Annotated in this window: 15 protein-coding genes; 9 read left to right on the top strand and 6 right to left on the bottom strand. The window is 70.9% G+C overall.

All coding sequences use genetic code 11. The annotated features are described in order from the left end of the window. The first annotated feature begins 29 nt into the window (after positions 1 to 29). The 4 genes from BLQ63_RS22535 (at position 30) to BLQ63_RS22550 (ending at position 3436) form a co-directional block, all read left to right on the top strand. Entirely contained in the window at positions 30 to 437 is a 408-nt protein-coding gene (locus BLQ63_RS22535; RefSeq protein ID WP_091039785.1) for an allophanate hydrolase-related protein, read from the top strand. Positions 438 to 677: 240 nt separating this feature from the next. After that, positions 678 to 2030, top strand: a complete 1353-nt coding sequence (gene allB / locus BLQ63_RS22540) for an allantoinase AllB (protein WP_245681058.1) — start codon at positions 678 to 680, stop codon at positions 2028 to 2030. Then, positions 2027 to 3061, top strand: coding sequence for an allantoicase (alc, locus tag BLQ63_RS22545; RefSeq protein WP_091039786.1), 1035 nt, complete (start codon positions 2027 to 2029; stop codon positions 3059 to 3061). The genes allB and alc overlap by 4 nt, the downstream gene beginning before the upstream one ends. Positions 3062 to 3076: 15 nt before the next feature. Next, on the top strand, positions 3077 to 3436 hold the full coding sequence (locus BLQ63_RS22550) for a tRNA-binding protein (protein ID WP_091039787.1): 360 nt from the start codon (positions 3077 to 3079) through the stop codon (positions 3434 to 3436). A gap of 215 nt (positions 3437 to 3651) precedes the next feature. Here the strand turns inward: BLQ63_RS22550 and BLQ63_RS22555 are convergent, their stop codons facing one another. The 3 genes from BLQ63_RS22555 to BLQ63_RS22565 all read right to left on the bottom strand — a co-directional run bounded on the left by BLQ63_RS22555 (position 3652) and on the right by BLQ63_RS22565 (position 6940). Beyond that, a complete protein-coding gene (locus BLQ63_RS22555) occupies positions 3652 to 4557 on the bottom strand; it encodes a 2-hydroxyacid dehydrogenase (protein WP_091039788.1) in 906 nt (301 codons plus the stop codon). Positions 4558 to 4734: 177 nt separating this feature from the next. Continuing rightward, positions 4735 to 6234, bottom strand: coding sequence for a sensor histidine kinase (locus BLQ63_RS22560; RefSeq protein ID WP_245681059.1), 1500 nt, complete (start codon positions 6232 to 6234; stop codon positions 4735 to 4737). Positions 6235 to 6262: 28 nt separating this feature from the next. After that, on the bottom strand, positions 6263 to 6940 hold the full coding sequence (locus BLQ63_RS22565; protein WP_091039789.1) for a response regulator transcription factor: 678 nt from the start codon (positions 6938 to 6940) through the stop codon (positions 6263 to 6265). Between the two features lie 203 nt (positions 6941 to 7143). Between BLQ63_RS22565 and BLQ63_RS22570 the strand changes: the two genes are divergently transcribed. Next, positions 7144 to 7695 (top strand): PepSY domain-containing protein, encoded by a 552-nt coding sequence (locus tag BLQ63_RS22570; protein WP_091039790.1) that lies wholly within the window; start codon positions 7144 to 7146, stop codon positions 7693 to 7695. A gap of 344 nt (positions 7696 to 8039) precedes the next feature. Here the strand turns inward: BLQ63_RS22570 and BLQ63_RS22575 are convergent, their stop codons facing one another. Then, positions 8040 to 8615 carry a dihydrofolate reductase family protein gene (locus BLQ63_RS22575; RefSeq protein WP_091039791.1) on the bottom strand — a complete coding sequence of 192 codons (576 nt, stop codon included), beginning with the start codon at positions 8613 to 8615 and terminating at the stop codon, positions 8040 to 8042. Between the two features lie 263 nt (positions 8616 to 8878). Here BLQ63_RS22575 and BLQ63_RS22580 point away from each other — a divergent pair, with 263 nt between their 5' ends. Beyond that, complete coding sequence (locus BLQ63_RS22580) at positions 8879 to 9307, top strand: hypothetical protein (protein ID WP_143015049.1); 429 nt, start codon at positions 8879 to 8881, stop codon at positions 9305 to 9307. Between the two features lie 123 nt (positions 9308 to 9430). Here the strand turns inward: BLQ63_RS22580 and BLQ63_RS22585 are convergent, their stop codons facing one another. Continuing rightward, complete coding sequence (locus BLQ63_RS22585) at positions 9431 to 11560, bottom strand: anthranilate synthase component I (protein ID WP_091039793.1); 2130 nt, start codon at positions 11558 to 11560, stop codon at positions 9431 to 9433. 501 nt (positions 11561 to 12061) lie between these two features. On the opposite strand from BLQ63_RS22585, the gene ileS reads away from it, so the two are divergent. The 3 genes from ileS (at position 12062) to BLQ63_RS28065 (ending at position 15907) form a co-directional block, all read left to right on the top strand. Further along, a complete protein-coding gene (gene ileS, locus BLQ63_RS22590) occupies positions 12062 to 15205 on the top strand; it encodes an isoleucine--tRNA ligase (RefSeq protein WP_091039794.1) in 3144 nt (1047 codons plus the stop codon). A gap of 115 nt (positions 15206 to 15320) precedes the next feature. Next, positions 15321 to 15521, top strand: a complete 201-nt coding sequence (locus BLQ63_RS28060) for a ribbon-helix-helix protein, CopG family (protein ID WP_143015050.1) — start codon at positions 15321 to 15323, stop codon at positions 15519 to 15521. Then, positions 15521 to 15907, top strand: a complete 387-nt coding sequence (locus tag BLQ63_RS28065) for a type II toxin-antitoxin system death-on-curing family toxin (RefSeq protein WP_143015051.1) — start codon at positions 15521 to 15523, stop codon at positions 15905 to 15907. The genes BLQ63_RS28060 and BLQ63_RS28065 overlap by 1 nt, the downstream gene beginning before the upstream one ends. Positions 15908 to 16015: 108 nt before the next feature. On the opposite strand, the gene BLQ63_RS22600 is transcribed toward BLQ63_RS28065, so the two are convergent. Then, entirely contained in the window at positions 16016 to 16495 is a 480-nt protein-coding gene (locus tag BLQ63_RS22600) for a DUF4878 domain-containing protein (protein WP_091039796.1), read from the bottom strand. Between the last annotated feature and the right edge of the window lie 100 nt (positions 16496 to 16595).

Raw genomic sequence — 16595 nt, forward strand, 5'->3', positions numbered from 1 at the left:
GAGCGGACCGAACAGTGAAGGAGCCCGACATGGTCCACATGTTCCTCAACGGAGGCGGCATGAAAGGCGGCAACCTCCACCACCTCATCGGCGGCGCGCCCTTCGTCGGCCCCGCCAAGACCCTCCCGCTCTACCGGCTCCACTCCGTCGGCGACGACCATCCGGCCCTGCAAGCCGCGCCCGAGGGCGAAGGCGCCTCCATCGAAGGCGAGCTCTACGACATCGACCTCGCCGTACTGCGAACCTCCCTACTGCCGGCCGAACCGGCCGACCTCGAACTCGGCGTCGTCGGGCTGGACGACGGCACCGAAGCCCTCGGCATGCGCCTGCGCGACGACTGCGCCGACCTGCCCGAACTCGTCGACATCACCGACCACGGCTCCTGGCGCGCCTACAACGCCGCGAAATCAGGCCCCGATGTCACCGCATCGGACTGAGGCCGTCGCCGCGGCCTCACCACCGGCCGTCCCGTCCGGCCGTGCCAGCGGAAACGAGCCGCCCGCCGCCGCGGATGCATCCAAATCCGCCCTCGCCAGTCCGACCACCGGTGCACCCAGCGCCGCCCTCACCAGCGCCGCCGTGAACCCCTCCGCAGCCGCCCCTGCCCTGCGGAGCCCGGGAGCCCTCGGCCCGTCCCACCTCCCTCCGCTGCAATCGGATGGCAACCTGGAGTCACCATGATGACCGACCCCTACGACATTTCCGCTCCAGTCGTCTACGACCTGGTACTCCGCTCCCGCCGCACCGTCCTGCCCGACGGCGAACGGCCCGCCGCCGTCGCGATCGCCGGCGAGCACATCGCCGTCATCGGCGACTACGACGAACCCATCGCCGCCCGCCGCACCACCGACCTCGGCGACCTCGCCCTCCTGCCCGGCCTCGTCGACACCCACGTCCACATCAACGAACCCGGCCGCACCGAATGGGAAGGCTTCGCCAGCGCCACCAAAGCCGCCGCCGCCGGCGGCGTCACCACCATCATCGACATGCCGCTCAACAGCCTCCCGCCCACCGTCGACACCGGCGCGCTCGCCGCCAAGCGCGCCGCCGCGAAAGGCCGGACCTGGATCGACGTCGGCTTCTGGGGCGGCGCGATCCCCGGCAACGACGCCGAACTCAAGAGACTCCACGACGCGGGCGTCTTCGGCTTCAAATGCTTCACGGCCCCATCGGGAGTCGACGAGTTCCCGCACCTCGACACCGCCGGGCTGCACCGCGCCTGCGCCACCGTCGCGTCCCTCGGCGCACTCCTCATCGCCCACGCCGAAGACCCCGCGCACCTCCGCGAACCGGACACCGCGCCGAGCTTCGACCGGTTCCTGGCCTCCCGCCCCGCCACCGCCGAGACCAGCGCCGTCAGCGAGGTCATCGCCGCCGCCCGCGCCACCGGCGCCCGCGTCCACCTCCTCCACCTGGCCGCCGCCGACGCCCTCGACCTCGTCCACCGGGCCCGGCTCGACGGCGTGCGGATCACCGCCGAGACCTGCCCCCACTACCTCGCGCTGACCGCCGAGCAGATCCCCGACGGCGCCACCGCGTTCAAATGCTGCCCGCCCATCCGCGGCGAGGCCAACCGGGAAGCCCTGTGGGCCGGCCTCATCGACGGACGCATCGACATCGTCGTCTCCGACCACTCGCCCAGCCCCGCCACCATGAAGACCGGCGACTTCGCGACCTCCTGGGGCGGCATCGCCTCACTCCAGATCGGCCTTCCCGTGACATGGACCGAGGCGAGCACCAGAGGGCTCGCCCTCACCGACCTCGCCCGGTGGATGGCAAGCGGACCCGCCGACCTCGCCGGACTCGACCGCAAGGGCCGCATCGCAACCGGCGCCGACGCCGACCTCGTCGCCTTCGACCCCGACGCCGAGTGGACCGTCCGCGCCGCCGACCTCCACCACCGCCACCCCGTCACGCCCTACGACGGCCGTCGCCTCCGCGGCGCGGTCGCCACCACCTGGCTGCGCGGCAAACCCGTCGACGTCCACGGCCCCCCGCGAGGCCGACAACTGCGAAGGAGCCCACGATGACCGTCCCCCCGCAAGCGACCGAGCCGCACACCGAGACCACCGAGCCGAACGGCCACTGGCCGCTGCCCGACCTCGCCGCCCGCGCCCTCGGCGGCGCCGTCCTCACCGCCAACGACGAATCCTTCGCCGAGAAGGAGCACCTCATCCGGCCCTACCCCGTCCTCCACCAGAGCGCCACCTTCGGACACCGAGGGCAGCTCTACGACGGCTGGGAGACCCGCCGCAGGCGGGAACCGGGCCACGACTGGGCGATCGTCCGCCTCGGCGCGCCCGGCCGCGTCGGCGGCATCGTCGTCGACACCGCCTACTTCACCGGGAACTACCCGCCGGAGGTCTCCGTCGACGCCTGCCGCCTCGACGGACACCCGTCCCTCACCGACCTCGAAGCCGCCGACTGGCACACGCTCGTCCCGCGCTCGACCGCCAAGGGCGACAGCAGGAACGCCTACGACGTCGACTTCCCCGGCCGCGTCACGCACGTGCGCCTCAACCTCCACCCCGACGGCGGCGTCGCGCGCCTTCGCGTCCACGGCACGCCCGTCCCCGACCCGGACGGATTCGCCGACCTCCCCCTCGACCTCGCCGCACTCGTCAACGGCGGCAGCATCCTCGGCGCCTCGAACGCCTTCTACTCCAACCCGGTCGGCGCGATCACGCCCGGGCTCGCGACCAGCCAGGCCGACGGCTGGGAGACCGCCCGCCGCCGCGAACCCGGACACGAATGGCTCGACATCGGCCTCGCCGGCCGCGGCGTCGTGCGCGTCGCCGAACTCGACACGACACACCTCAAGCACAACGCGCCCGGCTGGGCCTCCATCGAGGCGTTCGACGGCGACGAGACCTTCACGCTCCTGCCGCGCACCGCGCTCGTGCCGGACACGCCGCACCGCTTCGTCCTCGACAACGACCGTCCCGCGGTCTCGGTGCGGCTCAACATCTTTCCGGACGGCGGCATGGCACGGGTGCGCCTCTACGGCCGCCTCACCGCGGCGGCGCTGGCCGGGATGCGCGAGCGGTTCGAGGCGCGGTAGCGGTATCCTCCGCGGATGGCCGAACCGACGCAGACGGCGGAGCTGAGCTCCGTGGACGACTTCTTCCGCACCGAGATCCGCACCGGTCGCATCGAGCGCGCGGAGGTCTTCGCGAAGGCCCGCCATCCCGCGTACAAACTCTGGATCGACTTCGGCGAGTTCGGGGTGAAGCGGTCGAGCGCGCAGATCACCGCCAGGTACTCGCCTGAGGAGCTGGTCGGGCGCACGGTGGTGGCGGTGACGAACTTCCCGCCGCGCCAGATCGCCGACTTCATGTCCGAGGTCCTGGTCCTGGGCGTCCCGGTCGAGGGCACGGGTGAAGTGATCCTGTTGGCCCCGGACGCCGAGGCCCCGATCGGTGCGCGAATCGCCTGAACCGCGCCGACGTCACATGACCTCGTGGCGGTCTCAGCGGCACGCCTCGCCGGATTTGCGGCGGCGCCTCGCCGCCGTTCCGCCCCGTAACGCGCACAAGGGAACCCGCTGTTGTTCGAACGATGCCGCGAATGCGCGTCGCACCCGGCGCGTAGTTTTGAATGGGGGGTCCCAGGGTGTCCGTTTTGCCCGGGACCCTCCGTTCACATTGGTCGTCAGTAGCCGTTCTCGGCCACGTTCGCGAGCGGCTCACCCGCCGCGAGCCGGCGGACCTGCTCGCCCACCAGGGGATAGCACCGCTCCGCGAAGCCCTCGACCGCCCCGCCGACGTGCGGGGTGATGAGCGCGCCCTCCAGGCCCCACAGCTCGTGGTCGGCCGGGAGCGGCTCGGGTTCGGTCACGTCGAGCGCGCACCGCAGCCGCCCGGAGGCGACCTCCGCCGTCAGCGCGTCGGTGTCGGCGACCTTGCCGCGAGCGGCGTTCACCAGCAGCGCGCCGTCCTTCATGCGCGCCAGGAACGCCGCGTCCGCCAGGCCCTCGGTCTCGGGGGTCAGCGGCACGATCAGCACCACCACATCCGCCTCGGGCAGCAGGTCGGGCAGGTCCGCGAGGGTCCCGACGCCCGGCCTGGCCGTGCGGGCGATCTTGCGGACCGTCGCGTTCGAGGCCTCGAACCGGCGCGCGATGGCCTCGCCGATCGAGCCCGCGCCGATCATGAGCGCGGTCGCCCCCGAGAGCGACCCCGTCCGCGTCGGCGCCCATTCCCGCGCGGTCTGCTTGCGCGCGAAGCGATCGAATCCGCGGATCGAGGCCAGCGTCGCGGCCAGCACCCATTCGGCGGTCGCCTCGGTGTGGGCGCCGCGGTTGTTGCACAGGAGCACGCCGTCGGGAACGTGCGGAATCCACTGCTCGACACCGGCGCTGAGCAGCTGCACCACTTTGAGCTCGGGCATGTCCTTGAACGTCTGCGCGGGGTTCGGACCCAGGAACGGCGGGACCCAGAGGCTGACTCCGGCGGGGTCGGAAGGGTAGTCCCCGCCTTCGAAGACCTCGACCTCGACGCCGTCGGGCACCGGACCGAGCAGCGCCCTGCCCGCTTCGTGAGCGATCCAGATTTTCATGAGGCCATCGTATGAGGCTCATGTTGCCGGTGTTCCACGCCGACCAGCGGGTGCGAACGGGTCACACCGCCCACGGCCCAGACCGTGCGCAGCGGCCGGCAAGAGCGCGGAAGGCCCATGCGGCCGCGGCTCCAGTCGGCCCCGCCCGAGGCCGTCCACCGACCTGACCGATCGTCTTCAGCTGCGGCGCAGCACCATCCGGAACAGCGCCCCGCCCTCGGGCGCTTCGAGGACCTTGACCATGCCCTTGTGCTCCAGCGCCACGTCCTGCACGATCGCCAGGCCGAGGCCCGCGCCGCCCTCGTCGCGGCTGCGCGACTCGTCGAGCCTCACGAACCGGTCGAAGATCCGGCGCCGCTGCCCGGGCGGCACACCGTTGCCGTCGTCGGCGACGTCGAGGCGCAGCCACTCCGCGTCCTCGACCTCCAACCGCACCGACACCGCCCCGGTGGCGTGCCGCTGCGCGTTCGTCAGCAGGTTGCCCACGGCCCGGGCCAGATGGCCCCGCACGCCCATGACCGACAGGTCCTCCTCAACCTCGAGTCGGACGGGCACCCGGTCCGAGGCGGCCCGGCGCGCGACCTCCTCGCGCACCAGCTCCGTGAACGGCACCTCGACGTGCCGCGGCCGCTCCCCGGCGTCCAGGCGCGCGAGCAGCAGCAGGTCGGCGGCGAGGTCCTGCAGGCGCATCACGTCGCCCAGCGTCGCCTCCAGGTCCAAGAGCTCGGGGTGCTCCTGGGCGATCTCCAACTGCGTCCGCAGGATCGCCAGCGGGCTGCGCAGCTCATGGGAGGCGTCGGCGACGAATCGGCGCTGCTGCGACACCGCGGCGTCGAGCGCCGCCAGCGTCATGTTGGTCGTCGTCGCGAGGCTGTGGATCTCATCGCGGCTCGCGGGCACCGGCACCCGCCGCGACAAGTCGCCGCCGGTGATCTCGATGAGCTCCTTCTGAATCGCCCCCACCGGGCGCAGTGCGCGGCGGGTCACCAGCCAGGTCACGAGCGCGACGACCGCAAGCACCGGCACCAGCGCCCAGAGCATCGTCGCCTCGACGCTGTCGACCGCCTCCTCCTGCGTCTCGAGCGAGGACCCGGTGTAGACCGAGTAGACCCGGCCGTCGGGGGCCGTGGCGGTGATGGCCGCGAACCGGTAGGGCGCATCCTCGTCGGGGACGTCCAGCGTGCGGTAGGCGATGTCCGATCCGACCGAGCCGCCCTCCGCGGTCACGTCGTCGGCATCGGGCGAATCGGTGTCGCCGTCGTCATCGTCGTCCCCGGGCTCGTCGTCATCGTCATCGTCCTGGTCGTCGTCAGTGCTCGGCTCGCTCGCCGTCGGCGCGGGCTGCGGCGCGAAATCGCCGAGCGCCGCGAGGCCGACCAGGTCCTCGCTGGCGGCGACGACATCGCCGTTCGCGTCCACGACCTGTGTGAGCTCGTCGTCATCGGGCAGTTCCAGCGCCGTCGGCGCGGTGCCGGAGGCGAGCTGGCCGGCGATGGAGCGGGAGCTGACCTCGGCGGTGAGTTCGGCGCGGCCGTAGAGGTTGTCGCGCAGCAGCGCCACGATCAGGAACCCGGCCGCGATGAGCGCGACGGCGACGACGAGCGTCGCGCCCACCGTAGTGCGCGCCCGCACCGACTCGGGCTGCCACAGGAGGCGCTTCCCCCTGGAATGCTTCAACGATTCGCGCATCGCCTCGCGCCGCACCTTATCCACCGTTCGCCGCCAACCGGTAGCCCGCGCCGCGCACGGTGGCGATCGAGGTCTTGCCGTACGGCGAGTCGATCTTGCGGCGCAGGTTGGAGATGTAGACCTCCACGATGTTGACGTCGCCGTCGTACGCGAAGTCCCACACGTGGTGGAGGATCTCGGTCTTGGACACGACCTCGCCGGCGCGGCTCGCCAGGTATTCCAGCACCGAGAACTCCTTGGAGGTGAGATCGACCGGCGCGCCCGCCCGGCGGCACGAGCGCGTGGCCGGGTCGACGGTGAGGTCGCCGAACCGCCACACCGTGGGCGCCGCGGACCCGCCCCGGCGCATCATCGCGCGCAGGCGCGCCTGGAGGACCACGAACGAGAACGGCTTGGTCAGGAAGTCGTCGGCGCCGGTGTCGAGGCCCTCGGCCTCGTCGTATTCGCCGTCTTTGGCGGTGAGCATGAGGATGGGCGACGCGATCCCCTCCTCTCGGAGGGTCGCGCACACCTGGTATCCGTTCATGCCCGGGAGCATGATGTCGAGGATGATCGCGTCGTAGCCGCCGGTGCGGGCCATCGACAGACCGGTCCGGCCGTCATGGGCGAGGTCGACCGCGTAACCCTCGGCCGTCAGCCCTGCGGCGACCATCTGGGCCAGCCGCTGCTCGTCTTCCACCATCAGCAAACGCATGTCACGAAGCTTGACACAGCGAACCTGAAGCCAACCTGAAGTCGCCCTGACGGGTCCCGTATCGCCCGCGACCAGGCGAGACGCGAGTACGCGGCGCTCTCGGCCCCCGAACCTGAAGCCGACTTCAGGTGACTTCAGCTTGGCTTCAGGTTCGGGGGCGCAAGGTTGCGGACATCCGATCAGCCAGCACGAAAGGACGCGACATGAACACTCCGAACGACACCCAGCAGCCCGAGGCCCCCAAGGCCCGCCGCTTCGCCGGCCGCCACCGCACCCTCATCATCGCGGGCACCGCAGGTGCCCTGCTCCTCGGCGGCGGCGCCGCGGCCGCCTTCGCGGCCGACGCCGACGAGACCCGCACGGACGCCACCGGCACCACCGACGACCGCCGCGGCCAGACCGGCACGGAGGACGCGGACGACGTGTACGACACGGACGCCGACGACTTCGCGCTCCCGGCCGAGGCCATCGGCGAGGACGCGGCCGTCGAGGCGGCCCTGGCCGAAGTCGCGGGCGACGTCCACGACACCGACCTCGAGGGCACGGTCGACGCCCCGGTGTGGGTGGTCGAGGTGGTCGACGCCGACAACGCCGAATGGGACGTCGTGGTCAACGCCCTCGACGGCTCGATCGCCGACGTCTTCGCGGACGACGACGACAACGATGCCGATGACGCGGACGACGACCTCGATGACGACGACCAGGACGACAACGACCGCGACGACGATGACGACCAGGACGGTGACGACGACTAGTCGGCCCCGGTAGCCGCCCGGCCCGCCAGGGCCGGGCGGTCACGCCACCGGCATCCACCGCCCCGCAGGCGGTCGAGCGGTCGGAGCGAGCGAAGCGGTCACCAGGAGCAGGCGACAAGCGCAGTCGCCCAGTCCGATCGCCGGGTACGAATCCCGCTGACGGCTGTCACGAGACCGGCTGTCACGAGGCATGGCAAGGGCGCGAGGGGGGGGTGGGGGGAGGGGAGGGGGAGGGCCCCTCTCCTCGCTTCCTCGTTCCGGGCCAGGCGGCTTCCTTGTTCCAGTTCGGGCGATCGATCGCCGAACGCGGTTGCCGCGCAAGGCGATCGATTCTCCGGCCGCCGTTACCGCTTCACGCGGTAGGTGATGCAGGTGAACTGGCCGCTGGTGTGGGACTCGGCGAGTTCGAGGCGGTCGGCGAGGATGCGGCGGGGGAGCAGCGGCGCGCCGCCGCCGAGGAAGACCGGTGCCAGCGACAGCACGACCTCGTCGAGGAGGCCCGCGTCGAAGAACTGGCCGACCAGTTCCCCGCCGCCGAGGATCCACCGGTCGCGGTCGCCCGCGACGGCGGCCATCTCGGCGTGGACCGTTGTGACATCGCCTGACACGAAACGGATGTCGGCACCGGGTACCACCGGAAGGTCCCGGCTGGTGAAGACCCAGACCGGCTGCTCGTACTCCCACTTCTCCGGGTGCTCGACCACGTGCTCGTGTTCGAGGATCCACTCGTAGGTCGTCGAGCCCATGCAGATCGCGCCGACCCCGGCGAGGAACTGGCCGAACTCGTCCAGCGGGCTCTCGACCTCCCCGCCCTCCTCCGGATGGCCGCCGGGAACGCTGAACAGCCATTCCAGGGAATTGCCGGGGTCCGCGATGAACCCGTCGATACTGGTTGCGGTGTTGTACACGGTTTTCGCCATCCCGACACCCAATCACGGCCCTCCGACAACCCGTCCCCGAATCCCGGCACCGGGCCCGGACTCGCCGCGGAGTCCGACCGCCCGGCCCCTGCCGCAATCCGCGACGAGCCGCCGACCGCACCGCCCGCCGACCCCGAAGATCGAGGCGGGCCGTCATCCGGCGGCGCGCCGACGCCGTCGTGTCGGCTTCCCGACACTAGCCGTTTTGTCGAGAAAACACCCTGTTGCGTAATTAGGTTGAGAGCGCGCCATAAGGCGTGATCATGATCAAGTTCACCAAAGGGGTGATCATGGTATTGAAGAAGCTCTTCACTGCCATCGGCGTCACGGCAGCCGCGTTCGCGCTCTCGCTGACCGCCAGCACTTCGGCCACGGCGGCGCCCATCGAAGCGCCGACGCCCGTGAAGTCCCGGATCGAGAACACGGCCGCTCCCGACACCGCGGCCGAGCCTCGCACCTGCCGGGCGCGGTTCACCGACGGCCTCAACCACCGGCTCCGGGCCGAGGCCGGCTCGCAGATCCTCGGGATCATCCCGGCCGGCACCTGGGTGCAGGCCTCCTGCGAGCGGGTCGACGGCGGTGAATACGACGCGTGCGGCGTCGCCAGCGCCTACTGGCTCGAGATCTACTGGAACGGCAACTGGGGCCACGGCGCCTGGGGCTGCCTCCAGGACTGGGAGTTCACCTCGTAGCCGTGCCGCCGCGGCGGCACGCGACAAGCCGCGGACGACGAGGCCGGGAAGCGCCGCAGCGCCTCCCGGCCCTCTGTTCGTCTGCGCCCGGGCCGCTCCCGCGGCGGGACGGCGCCGGTCGGGTCAGCGCGCGGTCAGCCGCAGCGCGTTCCCGATGATCCGGTGCCCGTGGGCCCCGGACGCGGTCAGGATCGACTCGGGGTGGAACTGCACCCCGAACCAGCGCTTCGCGGGCGCCTCGATCGCCATGACCACCTCGTCGATCGCCGCCGTCGGCACGAAGCCGCCCTGGACCTGGTCCGCCGTGGCGTACAGCGAGTGGTAGCGCGCGGCCGTCACCTCGTCGGGCAGCCCGTCGAACAGGCCCCCGCCGGTCACCTTCACGTTCCCGGGCTTGCCGTGGCTCGGCTCCTCCAGCAGCGACAGCTCGCCGCCGGTGTACTCGACCATCGCCTGGAGGCCCAGGCAGACGCCGAACGCGGGCAGGCCCTTCGCACTGATCGCGTCGAGCAGGCCCGCCGTGTCGAAGTCCTGCGGCCGCCCCGGCCCCGGCGAGAGCACCACCAGGTCGGGGTCCAGTTCATCGAGCGTCGCGGCCGCGTCGAACCCGAACCGCAGCGTCGTCACCTCGCAGCCGTGCTGGCGGAAGTAGTCGCCGAGGGTGTTCACGAACGAGTCCTCGTGGTCGACCAGGAGGACCCTGCGGCCCACCCCGGCCGGGCCGCCAGCGATCTCGATCGGCTCGGGCACCGGCGCCGCGGCCCCGATCCCGCCCGCCGCGGTCTCCAGCAGCGCCCGCGCCTTCAGGTGCGTCTCGGCCTCTTCGGCGTCCGGGTCGGAGTCGTACAGCAGCGTCGCGCCCGCGCGCACGCACGCGACCCCGTCCCTGATCTGCGCCGTGCGCAGCGTCAGCCCGGTGTTCATCGACCCGTCGAAGCCGACGAAGCCCACCGCCCCGCCGTACCAGCGCCGCGGCGTCGTCTCCTGCTCCTCGATGAACCGCATCGCCCACGTCTTCGGTGCGCCGGTCACCGTCACCGCCCACATGTGGGTCAGGAACGCGTCCAGCGCGTCCATCTCCGGCCGCAGCCGCCCCTCGATGTGGTCCACCGTGTGGATCAGCCGCGAGTACAACTCGATCTGGCGGCGCCCCAGCACCTTCACCGAACCGGGCACGCACACGCGGGCCTTGTCGTTGCGGTCCACGTCGGTGCACATCGTCAGCTCCGACTCCTCCTTCGCGGAGCCGATGAGCGCGGCGATCTGCGAGGCGTCGTGCATCGGGTCGTCCCCGCGCGCGATCGTCCCCGAGATCGGGCACGTCTCCACCCGGTCGCCCGTGACCCGCACGAACATCTCCGGCGAGGCGCCCACCAGGTACTCGCGGTCGCCGAGGTTGAACAGGAACTCGTACGGCGCGGGGTTGGCGGTCCGCAGCCGCTCGTAGAACGCGGTCGGCGAATCGCACGCCGCGTACATCTCGTGCCCCGGCACGACCTCGAACAGGTTGCCGGCCTTGAACTCGCGCTTGGCGCGGCGCACCGTGTCGGCGTACACGCCCGGCACCGGCCCCTCGGGCACCGAAGCGGCCGGAACGTAGCCGAGCGACTCGGTCTCGCGCGACAGGCCCTTCGTGGACCGGTCCCCGAGCGTGAACTCGTACCGGCGCACCTGCGCGGTCTCGCGCTTGCGGTCGACCACGTAGATCTCGTCGGCAAGGTGCAGCACCAGGTCGCGCGCGTCCTCGGGCCGCTCCTTCGCGAACGGGATCGGCTCGAACTGGTAGGCCAGGTCGTACCCGAACGCCCCCCACAGGCCCAGGTACGGGTCGTCGCACCGCAGCGCGTCGAGCACCACCCGCAGCGCCGAGAACGCCGTCGGCTGCTTCGAACGCAGCTCCTCGGGCACCCGTCCCGTCGGAGTCGGCACCTCGACGTGCACCTCGCGGTCGCACCGGGTCACCGCCCCCACCCCGGCCTCGGTCAGCGCGTCCGCGAGCACGTCCACCAGCAGGTAGCCGCGCGCGTTCAGCTGGCGCACCGTCACCGACCGGCCGCGCGCCACGACCTCCAGCGACGGGTCCACGTACGCCAGGTGATAGCGCGAATAGCGCCCCGGATACTCCATGCCGCTGGAGAGCACGCCGCCGCGGCGCGTCTCGACCTGCGACACCACGTCCGTCAGGTCGTTCGAGTCGAGCGCGGTGACAGTGCGTTCCACCGACACGCCCGACGGGGTACGGAAGATCGTCATGGGGCCTCATTCCTCACTGGGTCACAAGTCCCGTCCGTGAGGCGGCCGACCCCGGATACGACGAAGCGACCGCCTGCCAGACGGTCGCTTGCTTCGCTTGCACGCTAAAGCCGGACGCCGCCTCAGCGACGCCACCACCAGTTGCGTGCGTGGATTCTCACAGGGCGAATACTACATGTCCGACCAGCGGGACGGGAACCGGTATTCGGCGCGACACCGCCCCCACCGGGCCCCGCGCAATTCACTCGCGCCCCGCCCCGCCGGTGGCGCTACACTGGTCCACAACAGCGTCGACCCGGCCATCACCGGCGAGCCTCCGGAAGAAAAGGCCCCACCCGGGCCCCACTAGAACCGGACGGACGCGGCACGTCACGCCGCCGAATCGAGCGGGCGCACCCAGTGCGCCAAGCGAGGTGGTACCGCGGGTCCGCCCCCAACACCGGGGGCACGGCTCGTCCTCGCACACCGAAGCAAGGTGTGTGACGAGGAGACACCGAGCCCATGGCATATCCACTGGACGACCCCGACCGCGGCGTACCCGCGAGCCCGAACCTCCCCGAAGTCGAACGCCGCGTGCTCGACTTCTGGACCAAGGACGACACGTTCGCCGCCTCCATCGAGGCCCGCGACGCCGGCGAGAACGGCGCCAACGAGTTCGTCTTCTACGACGGGCCCCCCTTCGCCAACGGCCTGCCCCACTACGGGCACCTCCTCACCGGCTACGTCAAGGACATCGTCCCCCGGTACCAGACCATGCGCGGGCGCCGCGTCGAACGCCGCTTCGGCTGGGACACCCACGGCATGCCCGCCGAGGTCACCACCGAGAAGGAGCTCGGCCTCAAGTCCAAGGCCGACATCGAGGCCTACGGCGTCGACCGCTTCAACGCCGCCGCGAAGGCCTCCGTCCTCCAGTTCACCGGCGAATGGGTCGACTACGTCACCCGCCAGGCCCGCTGGGTCGACTTCGAGAACGACTACAAGACCCTCGACCTCACCTACATGGAGAGCGTCATGTGGGCCTTCAAGACCCTCCACGACAAGGGCCTCATCTACGAGGGCTACCGCGTCCTGTGGTACTGCTGGCGCTGCGAGACCCCCCTGGCCGCCACCGAGACCAAGATGGACGACACCTACCGGGACCGCCAGGACCCGGCCGTCACCGTCGGCCTCGACGTCACCACTGAGGGCGAACTCGAAGGCGTCAAGCTCCTGGTGTGGACCACCACGCCCTGGACCCTGCCCTCCAACCTCGCCGCCGCCGTCCACCCCGGCGTCGACTACGTCGTCGTCGAGTCCGAAGGCAGCCGCTACCTCCTCGCCGAGGCCCGCCTCGGCGCCTACGCCCGCGAACTCGGCGAGGACCCGCCGGTCCTGTCCCGCCATAAGGGCGCCGACCTCGTCGGGCTGCGCTACAACCCGCCGTTCGACTTCTTCGCCGGCCGCACCAACGCCCACCAGGTCCTCGCCGCCGACTACGTCACCACCGAAGACGGCACCGGCGTCGTCCACATCGCCCCCGCCTTCGGCGAGGAGGACAAGCTCGTCACCGACGCCGCCGACATCGAACCGGTCGTCCCCGTCGACAGCTCCGGCAAGTTCACCGACGAGGTCCCCCCCTACGCGGGCGTCCACGTCTTCGAGGCCAACAAGCTCATCATCAACGACCTCAAGGCCACCCAGCGGCTCCTGCGCCACGACACCTACAACCACAACTACCCGCACTGCTGGCGCTGCGGCTCCCCGCTCATCCAGCGGGCCCTGTCCGCGTGGTTCGTGGCCGTCACGAAGTTCCGCGACCGCATGGTCGAACTCAACCAGGAGATCGACTGGACCCCGGGCCACATCAAGGACGGCCAGTTCGGCAAGTGGCTCGCCAACGCCCGCGACTGGAACATCAGCCGCAACCGCTTCTGGGGCTCGCCCATCCCCGTATGGGTCTCGGACGACCCCGCCTACCCGCGCACCGACGTCTACGGCTCGCTCGCCGACCTCGAACGCGACTTCGGCGTGCCCGTCACCGACCTCCACCGGCCCGGCATCGACAACCTGGTGCGTCCCAACCCGGACGACCCCACCGGGAAGTCCGTCATGCGCCGCGTCCCCGAAGTCCTCGACTGCTGGTTCGAATCCGGGTCCATGCCGTTCGCACAGGTCCACTACCCGTTCGAGAACGCCGACTGGTTCGAGCACCACTACCCGGGCGACTTCATCGTCGAGTACACCGCGCAGACCCGCGGCTGGTTCTACCTGCTGCACGTCCTCGCGACCGCCCTGTTCGACCGGCCCGCGTTCCGCACCGCGCTCGTCCACGGCACGCTCCTGGGCGCCGACGGCCAGAAGATGTCCAAGTCGCTCAAGAACTACCCGGACGTGCGCGAGTCCTACGAGCAGTACGGCTCCGACGCCATGCGCTGGTTCCTCGTCTCCTCCCCGGTCCTGCGCGGCGGCGACATGCCCGTCACCGAGACCGGCTTCCGCGACGCCGTGCGCCAGATCGTGCTCCCGCTGTGGAACGTGTGGTACTTCTACACGCTCTACGCCGGGGCCGCCGGCTACGAGGCGAGCCCCGCCCAGGCCCGCGCCACCGCGCTGGCCTCGGAGCACCGGCTCGACAGGTACCTGCTGGCGAAGACCCGCGAACTGGTCGACACCATGACCGCCGCGATGGACGAGTACGACCTGGTCGCCGCGACCGCCGCGTTCCGCTCCTACCTCGAGAGCCTCACCAACTGGTACGTGCGCCGCTCGCGCGACCGGTTCTGGGAGGGCGACGAGGCCGGATTCGCCACGCTCGCGACGGCGCTGAAGACCGCCACCGAGGTGGCCGCGCCGCTGCTGCCGATGGTCGCCGAGGACATCTGGCGGGGCCTCACCGGCGGCCGCTCCGTGCACCTCGCGGACTGGCCCGCGGCCGACGACCTGCTGGCCGACCACGCCCTGGTCGAGGCCATGGACACCATCCGCGACATCGCGTCGGTCGGCCTGTTCATGCGCAAGGCCCGCAAGCTGCGCGTGCGCCTGCCGCTGGCGAAGGTCACCGTGGCGACCGGCCACGCCGAGCGCCTCGCGCCGTTCGCGGACCTGCTCAAGGACGAGCTGAACGTCAAGACCGTCGAGTTCGACTCGGACGTGGAGGCCTACAGCAGGTCGGACCTCAAGCTGGTCCCGCGCGCCCTCGGCCCCCGCCTGGGCAAGGACGTGCAGCGGGTCATCAAGGCCGTCAAGGCCGGCGACTGGACCGTCACCGACGGCACCGTCACCGCCGGGGGCGTGGTCCTGCAGGACGGCGAGTACGAGCTGGCCATGGTCGCGGTCGACGCCGAGCACACCGAGGCCCTGCCGAACGAGGGCGGGGTGCTGGTGCTCGACACCGAGGTCACCCCCGAACTCGCCGCCGAGGGCCTGGCCCGCGACGTGGTCCGCGTGATTCAGCAAGCCCGCAAGGACGCCGACCTGGACGTCACCGACCGCGTCACCGCGACCGTGGACGCGGGGAGCGAGGTCCGCGCCGCGATCGAGACGCACCGCGACTTCGTCCAGGCCGAGACCCTCGCCCTGGACCTGGTCTTCGGCGACCTCCCCGACGGCGCCACCGCAGGCGAAGCCGGGGAGACCACGGTCAAGGCCGCGGTCGAGAAGCGCTAGAAAGCAAGAGAGGGCCCGGCGACCGATGGTCGCCGGGCCCTCTCCCGTATCTTCACCGCTGCCGACTTGGTGGCACAAGTGGTATCATCGATGCAACCAGAATCGAGGTGGCTAGATGGCAAGGACACTCAGGCTCTCCGACGAGGTGGAGCGCAAATTCCAAGAGGCCGCCGCGGAAGCGGGACTGTCGATGAACAGCGCCGCCGAATTGGCCATCGCAGAGTGGATCGAGCGGCGCCAGCGCAGTCATGTCCGATCGACGGCAGAGGGCATCGCGAAGCGGCATGCCGGGCTGATGGCGAGACTGAGCGAATAGTGCCGCGCTACCTCTCGACCGAGGAACTGATCGATCTCGCGGCAGTGGCCGCAGGACCGAACGTCGGCATTCGCGACATCGGATTGCTGGAGTCGGCCGCCGCCCGCCCGCGAACGAACGTGTTCGGAACCGAGGCATACGAATCGGTCCCGGAGAAGGCTGCGGCGTTGCTGCACTCCATCGTCGCGAACCATCCGCTGGTCGATGGGAACAAGCGTCTCGGGTTCTTGGCCGCAGCGACATTCCTCGAACTCAACGGCTTGCGGCTGGACGGCCCCGACGTCATCGAGGACAAGGCTTACGACCTGGTCATCGCCGTCGCCTCCGGCAGCCTGTCCGATGTCGGCGACATCGCCGAGCAGTGGCAGACACTGCTCTCCGAATGACCGATGCCCAGGCTGCAGCGGCTCGGACCTCGGCTGTGCTCGACTCCTGCGCGCCGAGCAAGAGGGGCCCGGCGACCATCGGTCGCCGGGCCCTACGCTTCGCGTCGCTTAGGCGAACGTGCCGCAGATCTTCCAGGCGTCGTCTTCCTTGACGAGGTCGAAGGTCTCGTCGGTGGTCTCGCCGTCGGCGGTGATCGAGACGTCGACCGAGGCGGTGTCGCCGTCCTCGGTGGCCTCGCCGATCTCGTAGGACATGTCCTCGAACATGGACAGCGAGTCGCCGCCCATGTCCATCGCCTCCTGGCGCTCCTCCTCGGACATGCCTTCGAACATGGTGGCCGCCTCCTCGACACCGGACACGTCGTCCGCGCAGAGGTGCTCCTCCGCGGCTTCCTTCGCCGCCGCGCTGTCGCCCTCGAGGACGGCGTTGACCATGTCCTCGGCGCCGTTGTCGAGGAAGTTCTCCACCGCGCCGTCGGGCGTGTCGTTGCCGGCGCCGCAGGCGGCCAGCGTCAGGGCGAGGGCGAACGTGCCGCCGGCGAGGACGGTGACGCGGCGGGCGGCGCGGAGCTTCGTCTGAGTGTGCATGAGTTCCAATCAAATGGGGGATCCGGTGACGGCCCCGTGGGTAGCGGGGCCCGCGGCCGGAACGGGACCGGCCGGTCATCACCGTAACGCCGCCGCGCAA

It is taken from the genome of Glycomyces harbinensis, from assembly GCF_900101745.1.
Classification (GTDB): domain Bacteria; phylum Actinomycetota; class Actinomycetes; order Mycobacteriales; family Micromonosporaceae; genus Glycomyces; species Glycomyces harbinensis.